At 31.9% G+C, this 12,214-nt stretch carries 9 protein-coding genes and 1 pseudogene; 9 read left to right on the top strand and 1 reads right to left on the bottom strand.

Features of this window, described 5'->3' with window-relative positions; genetic code table 11:
- Positions 1-119: 119 nt before the first annotated feature.
- From B3630_RS02990 to ppdK, 6 genes and pseudogenes are all read left to right on the top strand, one after another.
- Positions 120-518 carry a cytidine deaminase gene (locus B3630_RS02990; RefSeq protein ID WP_346871309.1) on the top strand — a complete coding sequence of 133 codons (399 nt, stop codon included), beginning with the start codon at positions 120-122 and terminating at the stop codon, positions 516-518.
- A 10-nt stretch (positions 519-528) separates the two neighbouring features.
- On the top strand, positions 529-1,410 hold the full coding sequence (gene era, locus B3630_RS02985) for a GTPase Era (RefSeq protein WP_035128906.1): 882 nt from the start codon (positions 529-531) through the stop codon (positions 1,408-1,410).
- An 18-nt stretch (positions 1,411-1,428) separates the two neighbouring features.
- Positions 1,429-2,160: a DNA repair protein RecO gene (recO, locus tag B3630_RS02980; protein WP_346895401.1), complete on the top strand. Its 732-nt coding sequence runs from the start codon at positions 1,429-1,431 to the stop codon at positions 2,158-2,160.
- A 55-nt stretch (positions 2,161-2,215) separates the two neighbouring features.
- Positions 2,216-2,758 (top strand): DUF4342 domain-containing protein, encoded by a 543-nt coding sequence (locus B3630_RS02975; RefSeq protein WP_346895399.1) that lies wholly within the window; start codon positions 2,216-2,218, stop codon positions 2,756-2,758.
- A 232-nt stretch (positions 2,759-2,990) separates the two neighbouring features.
- The gene (locus tag B3630_RS02970; RefSeq protein ID WP_346869639.1) at positions 2,991-3,623 is read left to right on the top strand and encodes a helix-turn-helix transcriptional regulator; all 633 of its coding nucleotides are present in this window, start codon (positions 2,991-2,993) and stop codon (positions 3,621-3,623) included.
- Positions 3,624-3,676: 53 nt separating this feature from the next.
- Positions 3,677-6,339 (top strand): annotated as a pseudogene (gene ppdK, locus B3630_RS02965) (pyruvate, phosphate dikinase).
- A gap of 90 nt (positions 6,340-6,429) precedes the next feature.
- Here ppdK and B3630_RS02960 read toward each other — a convergent pair.
- Positions 6,430-7,506 (bottom strand): CotS family spore coat protein, encoded by a 1,077-nt coding sequence (locus B3630_RS02960; RefSeq protein ID WP_346895397.1) that lies wholly within the window; start codon positions 7,504-7,506, stop codon positions 6,430-6,432.
- Positions 7,507-8,013: 507 nt separating this feature from the next.
- Between B3630_RS02960 and B3630_RS02955 the strand changes: the two genes are divergently transcribed.
- The 3 genes from B3630_RS02955 to rpoD all read left to right on the top strand — a co-directional run bounded on the left by B3630_RS02955 (position 8,014) and on the right by rpoD (position 12,169).
- Positions 8,014-9,030: a deoxyguanosinetriphosphate triphosphohydrolase gene (locus B3630_RS02955; RefSeq protein ID WP_346895533.1), complete on the top strand. Its 1,017-nt coding sequence runs from the start codon at positions 8,014-8,016 to the stop codon at positions 9,028-9,030.
- Between the two features lie 271 nt (positions 9,031-9,301).
- A complete protein-coding gene (dnaG, locus tag B3630_RS02950; RefSeq protein ID WP_346895395.1) occupies positions 9,302-11,077 on the top strand; it encodes a DNA primase in 1,776 nt (591 codons plus the stop codon).
- A gap of 18 nt (positions 11,078-11,095) precedes the next feature.
- Positions 11,096-12,169, top strand: coding sequence for an RNA polymerase sigma factor RpoD (rpoD, locus tag B3630_RS02945; protein WP_346869618.1), 1,074 nt, complete (start codon positions 11,096-11,098; stop codon positions 12,167-12,169).
- Positions 12,170-12,214 lie beyond the last annotated feature (45 nt).

Here is a 12,214-nt window from a genome sequence, read left to right as displayed (position 1 = left end):
GTGATAAAATTCGTATTCTATGGTAAACTAATATAACTAAGAAGGTAAATTAACAAAAGAAATGTGTAATTATTTTAAACTGTGGATAGATTTGAGTAATTAGGTTGGAGGAAGATAAAATGGAGATAAAAGAATTGGTAAAACTTGCTATAGAGGCTAGAGAAAAAGCTTATGTGCCATATTCTAAGTTTAAAGTTGGAGCAGCAATTGAAATGGAAGATGGCAGTGTATTTACAGGCTGTAACATAGAAAATGCTTCTTATGGCGCTACTAACTGTGCTGAAAGAACAGCTATATTTAAAGCTGTATCTGAAGGGCATTCTATAATGAAAAAAATTGCCATAGTAGGAGATATGTCAACATATACAGCTCCCTGTGGAATATGTAGACAGGTTATTGCTGAGTTTGCTGCTAAAGATATAGAAATAGTATTAATTAAAAATCAAGATGAGTATATAGTAAAAACATTAGAAGAAATACTACCAGGAGCTTTTACTAAAGAGGACTTACTTAAATAAGGAGAGATATATGTTTAAATCAGGATTTATAACTATAATAGGAAGACCAAATGTGGGTAAATCAACCCTTTTAAATTATTTAATGGGAGAGAAATTATCTATAGTATCAAGTAGACCACAAACTACAAGAAACAATATACAAACAATACTTACAAGAGATAACTTTCAAATAGTATTTGTAGACACACCAGGTATGCATAAACCTAAACATAAGTTAGGTGAGTACATGGTTAAGATAGCTAAAGATTCCATGCAGGATGTGGATGTGGTGCTATTTTTAACAACACCAGAAGGGGAGATAAACAAGGCAGACCTTCATATTCTAGAACAACTAAAGCAGTGCAATACTAAAGTATTTTTAGTAGTAAATAAAATAGATGAAAACCCTGCTGATAGAGTAGCTAAAACTCTAGAAGAATACACTAAAGTTTTAGATTTTAAAGAAATAATACCTATTTCAGCTATTAATGGAAAGAACACGGAAAAATTATTAGAATTAGTAGTTGATCAGTTACCAGAGGGACCTATGTATTACCCAGAAGACATGATAACAGATCAGCAAGAAAGATTTATAGTAATGGAGACCATAAGAGAAAAAGCACTAAGACTTTTATCTCAAGAAGTACCTCATGGTATTGCTGTAGAAATTTTAACCATGAAGAAGAATGAAAATGGAAGTTATCTTATTGAGGCAAACATGCTATGTGAGAAGAACTCACATAAGGGTATAATAATTGGTAAGAATGGAGCTATGATGAAGAAGATATCTACCTATGCAAGACAAGATATTGAAAAGTTCCTGGGTTGTAAAGTAAACCTAAAGATTTGGGTTAAGGTTAAATCAGAGTGGAGAGATAGTGCATTTGTGTTAAAGGAACTTGGTTATAAGTAGAATTGCAGGTGTTATTCATTGAATACTATCAAGACTAGAGGGATAGTTTTAAAAACCCAAGAATACAAAGAAAATGATAAATTATTATGGATATTTACAGAGGAATTTGGAAAGGTAACTGTAATTGCAAAGGGCGCTAGAAAAAGTAAAAATAAAAATTTTTCAAATACCCTACCTTTCTCCTTTGGTGAGTATCTACTATATAAAGGAAGAACTTTATACACCTTAAATGAAGGGAGAATTATAGATTCCTTTCAGGATATATTAAATGACTATGACACCTTAATATATGGTTCTTATTTTAATGAACTCATAGATATTGCCATAGAAGAAGGTGAGAGTCATCCCATATTTATAGATTTAGTGAAATGTTTTTATCTTATGAGAAATAAGGCTATAGACTTAGACCTTTTAGCAAGAGCCTTTGAAGTTAAGGTTTTAAAGGCTACAGGCTATGGTATATCTTTAGAAAACTGTGCCCTATGTGGAAATAAGATAAATACCACAGACTATATTTCTTTTCAGTTCTATGGTGGAATTTGTAACCAATGTGAGAAACAATATGGTACGAAAGTATCTGCCGCCACATATAATGGATTAAAGTTTCTAAGTAAAGTAGAGCTGGAGAAGGTAGGAAGACTTAATTTAGATATGAATACAAAGGAACAAATAGGAAAAATCCTAGAAACATTTATAAGTCTAAATTATAGAAAAAAACCTAATAGCCTATCCTTACTTAAAAAGTTTTAGTATATAAGTGGTATAATATACTTAAGTATTAAATATCGCTAGGGAGGAAATATTTATGGATGAAGCTACATTAAAAAAGATAAATATATTAAAAGAAAGAGCTAATCTATCTGAAGAAGAAGCTGAAGACTTATTAGAAAGATTCAATGGGGACTTAATAGAAGCGTTAATTCACTGTGAAAGAGAAAAACAAAAGGATAATAGAAATTTCAATGAGAAAATTTCTCAAAGTGAATTTGTAACCTATATAAAAGAGCTGATAAATGCTGGTAATGTTTCTAGAATTATTATCAGAAAGGATGATTCTATCCTAGTGAATATCCCTGTAAATGCAGGAATTGTGGTGGGTATAGTATTATTATTGCAACCAGTTTTAATAGTTTTAGGAGCTGCTACTGCAGTATTTATTGATTTAGAAATAGATATAATTAAAGAAGATGGAACTGTAGAAGTAGTTAATAAAATTGTAAAGAGTACCATGGAAACAACTGCAAAGAAAGCTACAGAAGTAACCCATGAACTAAAAGAAATCTTCTCTGAAACCTCAGGGAAGATTAAAGAAAAAATTTCTGAAGCCAAGAATAATATGAAAAGATAACATAAATAAAAGATGGGTACAGACTCATCTTTTTTTTATTTAGAATAAAATTTACCAAAGAATTAACGAAATATTTTAAAAATTTTTAGAGAAAGTTGCAAATTAAATAAATCTCTTATACAATATAATAGAAAATTACTTAAAAATAACACTTACTTACCCCAATGTGTGATATAATTAAAATCATAGAATTTGGAGTGAATAATAAAATTTTGAAAGGTGGCGAATTGTTATTAAACTCTCGCTTAGACAAGAACAAATAATAGAATTAGTTAAAGAAAATGAACCAATAACCAGTGAAGCTATCGCAAAAGAGTTAGGGCTTACGCGATCCGCCATAAGACCAGATTTATCTATATTGACTATGACCGGTATACTTCAAGCAAGACCTAAAGTTGGATATGTGTGTGTTAAAAATTCAAATAAAGAACCTAAAAACAGTGAAATTAGAAATATAAAGGTTAAAGATGTAATGTCTGAACCTGTTCTGGTAAAGGAAGACACACCTGTTTATGAGGCCATTCTAACACTTTTTTTAAATGACACAGGAACTTTATTCATTGAAAATGAAGGAGCACTATTAGGAGCTGTATCTAGAAAAGACTTCATAAAGATGGCTATGGGAACAGCTGATATGCATAGAGTACCCGTTGGAATTATCATGACTAGAATGCCTAATATTGTTAGTGTATCAGAGGAAGATTCAGCCTTTGATGCCGCAAAGAAAATAATTGAGCATCAGGTAGATTCCTTACCTGTTGTAAGACTAGAACTTTTAAGGGGAAAAGAAGTTCCGAAAATTGTAGGAAAAATATCTAAGACAACAATTTCTATGGTATTTGTAAAACTGGGTGAAAATGAATAATTTTATTCATTTGACTATATAACTATAATTTAAGAGTTAAGGGGTTGTATAACATGGAAAAGAAAAAATATGTGTACCTTTTTAATGAAGGCAACGGCGGCATGAAAAATTTACTAGGTGGAAAGGGTGCAAACCTTGCAGAGATGACAAGCATAGGAATTCCAGTGCCACAAGGCTTCACAGTAACAACTGAAGCTTGTAATAAATACTACGATGACGGAAAGAAAATTGCAGAAGAAATCGTTAAAGAAATTCATGAAAAAATGGCTGAGTTAGAAAAACTTACAGGCAAAAAGTTTGGAAGTCTAGAAAATCCTTTATTAGTTTCAGTAAGATCTGGTGCTAGAGCATCTATGCCTGGAATGATGGATACTATCCTTAATCTAGGATTAAATGATGAAACTGTTGAAGTAATGGCTAAAAAAACAAAAAATCCTAGATTTGCATATGATTCATACAGAAGATTCATTCAAATGTTTGCTGATGTAGTTATGGAAGTAGAAAAGAGAAACTTTGAAGATATCATGGATAAGATGAAGGCTGCTAGAGGCGTAAAACTTGATACAGAATTAAATGCAGAAGACTTAAAAGAATTAGTAGCTAAGTTTAAAGCTTACTACAAAGAAGCTAAGGGAGAAGAATTCCCAAGTGATCCTACAGAACAATTAATAGCTTCTATCACTGCTGTATTTAGATCTTGGAACAATCCTAGAGCTATAGTATATAGAAGAATGAACGATATTCCTGGTAGTTGGGGAACTGCAGTAAACGTTCAAGAAATGGTATTTGGTAATAAAGGAAATACTTCTGGTACAGGGGTTGCATTCTCAAGAAACCCATCTACAGGAGAAAAGAAAATATTTGCTGAATACTTAATGAATGCTCAAGGTGAAGATGTTGTTGCTGGTATCAGAACACCTCAAAAAATAGAGCAATTAGAACAAGAAAATCCAGAAGTATACAAACAATTCATGGATATTGTAAACACTTTAGAAAACCATTACAGAGATATGCAAGATATGGAGTTCACTATAGAAGAAGGTAAGCTTTACTTCCTACAAACAAGAAACGGTAAGAGAACAGCTCAAGCTGCATTAAAAATAGCTGTTGACCTTGTAGAAGAGAAAATGCTTACTAAGGAAGAAGCAATCCTTAAAGTTGAACCAAAACAATTAGATACATTATTACATCCTGCCTTTGATTCAGCATCACTTAAGGCTGCAGCAGTTATAGCTAAAGGACTTCCAGCATCTCCTGGTGCTGCTTGCGGCAAGGTTTACTTCACTGCAGAAGATGCAAAAGCTGCCCATGAAAGTGGTGAAAAGGTAGTTTTAGTTAGACTTGAAACTTCACCAGAAGATATTGAAGGTATGATTGCCTCTGAAGGTATATTAACAGTAAGAGGTGGAATGACTTCTCACGCAGCTGTTGTTGCTAGAGGTATGGGTACATGCTGTGTTGCTGGTTGTGGCGACTTAACAGTAAATGAAGGAGATAGAACCTTTGCAGTAGGTGGAGTTACTTATAAAGAAGGGGACTACATCTCAATAGATGGAAGTACAGGAAATGTATATGCAGGACAAATTAAAACTGTAGATCCTGAAATAAGTGGATACTTTGGAACATTCATGGCATGGGCTGATGAAATAAGAAGCTTAAAAGTAAGAACTAATGCTGATAATCCAAGAGATACAGCTCAAGCAGTTAAGTTCGGAGCAGAAGGAATAGGACTTTGTAGAACAGAGCACATGTTCTTTGAAGGCGAGAGAATAATGGCTATAAGACAAATGATCGTTGCTAAGGATGAGGCTACAAGAAGAGCAGCTCTAGAAAAATTATTACCAATGCAAAAGGGTGACTTTATAGGAATTTACGAGGAGTTACAAGATAGACCAGCCACTATAAGATTCTTAGATCCACCACTACATGAGTTCCTTCCTCATGAAGATGATGAAATAGTAGAATTAGCTAAAGAACTTGGAATTACCTTTGAAGAACTAAAAAATACTGTTGAATCATTACATGAGTTTAACCCAATGATGGGGCATAGAGGTTGCAGACTTGCAGTTTCTTACCCAGAAATAGCTGAAATGCAGACGAGAGCAGTAATAGAAGCTGCTATAGATGTTAAAACTAGAAAAGGTTATGATATAGTACCTGAAATCATGATACCATTAATTGGAGAAGTAAAAGAGCTTAAGTATGTTAAAAACATAGTTACAGAAATAGCTGATAAAATCATAAAAGAATCAGGCATAGATATGAAGTACATGGTAGGAACTATGATAGAAATTCCAAGAGCTGCTNNGCTGCTTTAACTGCTGATGAAATAGCTAAAGAAGCTGAATTCTTCTCTTTTGGAACTAATGACTTAACACAAATGACCTTTGGATTCTCAAGAGATGATGCTGGAAACTTCTTAAAACACTACTATGACAAGAGCATATATGAATCCGATCCATTTGCAAGATTAGACCAAGTTGGAGTTGGAAAACTTGTTAAGATGGCTGCAGACCTAGGAAAATCAACTAGACCAGACATCAAACTTGGAATATGTGGAGAGCACGGTGGAGATCCATCTTCCGTTGAATTCTGCCACGAAGTAGGATTAAACTATGTATCATGCTCACCATTCAGAGTTCCAGTAGCAAGACTTGCAGCTGCTCAAGCTGAAGTTAAAAATCCAAGAAAAAAATGTTGCTGTGGATGCAAGTAAAAATAAAATAAAAAATAACAATTAACAAAGAGGTAATCTGAAAAGAATTAAAAAATTTTCAGATTACCTCTTTATATATCCTTGAGAGTCTTATTTAAAGGAAATTTTAGTGCTGAATTTATTTTCAATATAATCCAGTAGTTTATAACTGAAATCAATATGGATATCATTGTGTAATACAGCTTTATTAAGCAGATTAATAAAGGCTTTTTTATTGCATTTTGATATATTTTTATAGTAATCCCTAGATAATTTCCAATATTTTTGTGGAAAGGCTAAGTAGGCAAGGATATATTTATAATCATCAAAGGTCAAAGGATGACTGCTCTCGTATTCCTGTAAAAAGTTTATGGCTAAATCTCCATTCCAGCAAGTGTTTTCTCTTCTCATCAGTCGCCTTAAACAATAAGAAATATCAAAGGCTGAATAGTCGTATCTACATTTATCAAAGTCGATAACATAAATTTTACTCTGATTTATAATAAGATTTTTACTTACATAATCATTGTGACATATAGAAACAGATAAGTTGTCATAGTCTATGGTATTGGCTACATTAGTTGATAAATTTGCTAGACACATGCTATTAGTAAAGCTAACTTTGTATATTTTAGAAAAATAATCTTTATACTTTAATGCTAGCTTTTCATTTTTAACAAGTTGAACAGTATGTTTATTTAAAGAGTCTGTAAGATTGGTGAAACCTTCTTTATGTTTACTACCTAAAATTGGGGAAAATCCTAAAGAAGTCTCGTGAATTTGTCCTAAATTTCTACTTGCCATATTCACATTATTTATATCATCAAAATCGCATTTATCCCCTTGAATCCAATCTGTGAGAATAAACAACATATCATTGTACCTTACATATCTTCCATGATTAGTAGTAGATAGTATTCTAGGTACATTTATATTATTACGATATAACCATTCTATGGCTGAATAAATAAAAAGCAGTTCATCTACATCATAATATACTTTTTTTAAACAATACTCATGGGAATCACTTTCTATTTTATAAACAGCTCTTTGCTTATCGGTATCCTTAAACTTCACCTGATATATACTGCAATTATTAGATAAATTATAATAAGGTAATACATTTTTCTTAATATTACTTGGCGATAGTAAATTAGAGTTAGAACTATCTGCTATTGCGTTACTCATTGTACTTCTCTCCTTAAAAATACTATAAGATAATATTAAATATCTCTACTACAATTATGTTTATGAAAAATTTATGATAAATATATCAATTCATTGAAATATTGAAAGATTTTTATAGTCTATTAAAGGAATATTCATGTATAGTAAAGAAATTATATACATACATAATATAGTTATTAAATATGCTTAACAGAGTTGTTAGCTTCTTTGAAGCTTACTAAAAGAATTCTAAGTATCAATTTATTTGATACCTAGAATTCGTTGTCCTTTAGGGAAAATTGTTATCTAAGGACGTAGCAGCTCTTTACTACAATTTTATGGGAGTATTAGAGCTGGTAGTCATTGGATAAATAGTGATTAAATTTAATATTTTTAATATATAGAATACTTGAATGCTATAGAAATAAAACTACAATTTATGTTATAATATAAAAGTTTTTATAAACTAAATTTGGACATCTAAGCATAACTTTAGGTATTCAATAAGAAATAAAGGTAGGTGCAATGATGAATATTAGGGAAAACATAGAAAAGAGTGAAGAGTATAGTATAATACCACAGGGCTCAAAATCTAAAAACTCTATGGGCAGGGCTAGAAGTGAAGAATTAGATGAAGTTAGAACTACCTATATGATTGACCGAGATAGAATAATACACTGTAAATCCTTCAGGAGGCTAAAGAGAAAGACTCAAGTATACATTAAAACCTGGAGCGACCACTATAGAACCAGGCTTACCCATACCTTGGAAGTGGCACAAATTGCAAGAACTATAGGTAGAGGCATAGGGCTAAATGAAGACTTAATAGAAGCTATAGCGCTAGGTCATGATATTGGACATGTTGCCTTTGCTCACAGTGGAGAAGAAGTACTTAATGAATTACTCACCAATGGTTTTAGCCATAACCAAAACAGTGTTAGGGTATTAACACATATAGAAAATAATGGACAAGGGTTAAATTTGTCAAAGGAGGTACTGGACGGAATACTATATCATAGTGGTTTTTCTAATAACAGTAGCAAAGCTTTTACCTTAGAGGGGCAAGTAGTAAAGTATAGCGATAAAATCGCTTATGTAAATCATGACATTGACGACTCCCTAAGAGCAGGAATTTTATCAATGGAGGATATACCAAAGGATATACTTGAGATTTTAGGGAATACTCATGGAGAGAGAGTAGATACCTTAGTTAAGGACTGTATCTATAGAACAAAAAGCAATATAAATTACAGTGATATTCAAGTGTCATTATCTAAAGATATAGATTATAACTTTAAAAAGCTTAGAGATTTTATGTTTAAAGAAGTCTATAATGGAGAATTTCTAAAAGAAGAAAGGGATAAAGCTAGGTTTATTCTTATTCAGCTTTATAAATATTTTTATTTTCATGAAGAAAAACTACCTGAATTTTACAAGTCAATAGCCAAGGAAGAAGGACTTAATCAAGGTGTTGCTGATTATATAGCAGGAATGAGTGATGAATACTGTATAGATCTGTTTAAGGACATATATATACCTAGTTAAGGATATTTATTTAAAGTAATGACTATACAAATATTTATTTAAATAAAATAACTCTTTATGAAGGAAAACTATATCTTATAAAGAATATATATAGCATACAATACAATTATATTACAAAAAACTTTTTTTAAAAAAAGGATTTAAGAAATATATGTCGAATTATAAGAGCTAGGAATTTGTACGTAGAGTTAAATTCTTTTAGACTTAATGAATAATATATTTAGTAGGTTTCTTTAAGTTTAGAATCACTTGAGAGTGAGGTGAGTTAATAATGTTTTCTGAAGAAATAATACAAAAAATAAAAGAGGAAAATGATATAGTGGATATCGTTTCAGAGGTAGTAACCTTAAAAAAAACGGGGAAAAATTATTTAGGAAGATGTCCATTTCACAGTGAAAAAACACCTTCATTTACTGTATCAAGTGAAAAACAAATATATAAATGCTTTGGATGCGGAGAGGCTGGTAATGTAATAAGTTTTGTTATGAAAACTAGGAACATGTCTTTCCCAGAAGCAGTAAAACTTCTTGGAGAAAAGGTAGGCATTGTAGTAGATGATGCAGATTTATCAGGTAAAAGTTCAGCAGCTAATGAAAAATTTAAGCGGATGTATGATATAAACATACAAGCGGCCAGGTATTTTTATACTAATTTAAAAAGATTTAAGGCTCCTTATGAATACCTAAAAGGAAGAGGTATAACGGATGATACTATTAAAAAGTTCGGTATTGGCTTTGCACTAGACAATTGGCAGGGAATACGTTCCTATTTAAAACAAAGAGGCTTTAGTGAAAAAGAAATATTAGAACTAGGACTTACTACAAAAAATGAAAAGGGAAATATATACGATAGATTTAGAAACAGAATTATATTTCCTGTATTTAATGTCAGTGGTAGGGTAATAGGCTTTGGTGGAAGGGTTTTAGATGATTCTAAACCCAAATACTTAAACTCTCCTGAAACCCCGATATTTCATAAAGGAACAAATCTTTATGGATTAAATTTAGCAATAAAGAATAATTTAGCTAGAACAGTTATCATGGTTGAAGGTTATATGGATGTAATCTCTCTTTCTCAGCAAGGAGTAACCAATGTAGTTGCCACCTTAGGAACTGCATTAACAGAAGGTCAATGTAAATTATTAAAGAGATATATTGATACTGTAATAGTATCCTTTGATTCAGATGTAGCAGGTCAAAATGCTACTATAAGAGGATTGGAAATATTACAAAAATCTGGGTTTGACCTTAAAATTCTACAAATTCCTAGTGGAAAAGATCCCGATGAATTTATTAGATCTTTCGGTAAAGAAAAATTTCTAAATCTAGTAGATGGGGCTCTACCAATTATAGATTTTAAACTAAGGATAGCAGAAAAGGGGATTGACTTTTCAAAACAGGAAATGGTGATTAAATATCTAAAGAAAGTAATTAATGTGCTAAAGGACCTTGATCCACTAGAAAAAGCCGTATATATTAAGCAGGTTTCGGAGAAAAGTGGCATAGGTGAAGAAGCTATAATGGAATCCTTAGATAAAAATCCCGATAAATCTATACAAAATAGCAAAAATCATAATATAAATAGGAAATTTGGGCAAAAATTATATTTAGAGCCTGGGTTTGTTAGGGCTGAAAGAACAGTATTAAGCCTTGCCCTTGATAAAAGGCTAAGTGATAAAATATTTAGTAATGTAAGTGAAGATGACCTTATATTAAAGGCACATAAAGTAATTTATAAAATCATTAAAGAAAACAATATGTGCTCTAAGGAAGAATTGATAAAGATTATTAACCTGCAAACTATGCAGGATAGTGAGTTCACAAAGGAATGGATAAAAATTCAAGAATATAAAGTTGATATAGATGAAGGGTCCATAGACAAAATGGTAAGTGACTGCGTGAATAACATAAAAAAATACAAGTTAGAGGAGTCAAGAAAGAAAATTATGGATAAAATTAGAAAGTGTGAGTCTGAAGGGTTGGTTGAGGAAACTTTGATGTTAGCTAGAGAGCTTATGGATATACAAAAGGAAATGGGAAAACTATAGGAGAGAGGAGGTAATGCAATGAAGGATAAAGCAGGAAAAGTTGCTATAGTAAAGAAATTAGTAGAAAAGGGTAAGAAAAAAGGAAATTTAACTTATAAAGAGATAATGGAAGAAGTAGAAGGTGTAGAACTAACTCCAGAGCAAATAGAAAAGATTTATGAAGTTCTAGAATCTATGGGAATAGACGTTATAGGTTTAGAGCCAGAAGTTGAGGATGAAGAAGAAGTAGAAGTAGAAGTTGATATAACAATTCCAGAAGGAATTGCCATAGATGATCCAGTTAGAATGTACCTTAAAGAAATTGGTAAGGTGCCTCTATTATCAGCTGAAGAAGAGATGAGACTTGCTAAGCTTATAGAAAATGGTGATGAATATGCTAAAAAGAAATTAGCAGAGGCAAACCTTAGATTAGTTGTAAGTATTGCTAAAAGATATGTAGGTCGTGGTATGTTGTTTTTAGACTTGATTCAAGAAGGTAATTTAGGACTTATAAAAGCTGTAGAAAAGTTTGACTACAGTAAGGGATTTAAATTCAGTACCTATGCTACATGGTGGATTAGACAGGCAATTACAAGAGCTATTGCAGACCAGGCTAGAACTATTAGAATACCGGTACACATGGTAGAAACTATTAATAAGTTAATTAGAGTATCAAGGCAGCTTCTTCAAGAATTAGGAAGAGAGCCATTACCGGAAGAAATTGCTAAACATATGGATATGAGCGTAGATAAAGTTAGGGAAATAATGAAAATTGCTCAAGAACCTGTATCTTTAGAAACACCTATAGGTGAAGAAGAAGATTCTCATCTTGGAGATTTTATTCCTGATGATGATGCCCTTGCTCCAGCAGAAGCAGCAGCTTTCACTATGTTAAAGGAACAACTAATAAGTCAACTTAGAACTTTAACTCCAAGGGAAGAAAAGGTGTTAAGACTTAGATTTGGTCTTGATGACGGAAGAGCTAGAACTCTTGAGGAAGTTGGAAAAGAGTTCAATGTAACAAGAGAAAGAATTAGACAGATTGAAGCAAAGGCATTAAGAAAGTTAAGACATCCAAGTAGAAGTAAAAAACTTAAGGATTATTTAGATTAGTTAGGGGCTGTCTTCTGGCAGCTCTTTTGTTATACATACAAAATT

Origin of the sequence: Clostridium sp. UBA7503 (assembly GCF_002477055.1) — a bacterium.
In the GTDB taxonomy this organism is placed as follows: Bacteria; Bacillota; Clostridia; order Clostridiales; family Clostridiaceae; genus Clostridium_J; species Clostridium_J sulfidigenes.
This window is presented reverse-complemented; position numbering and strand designations above follow the sequence as displayed.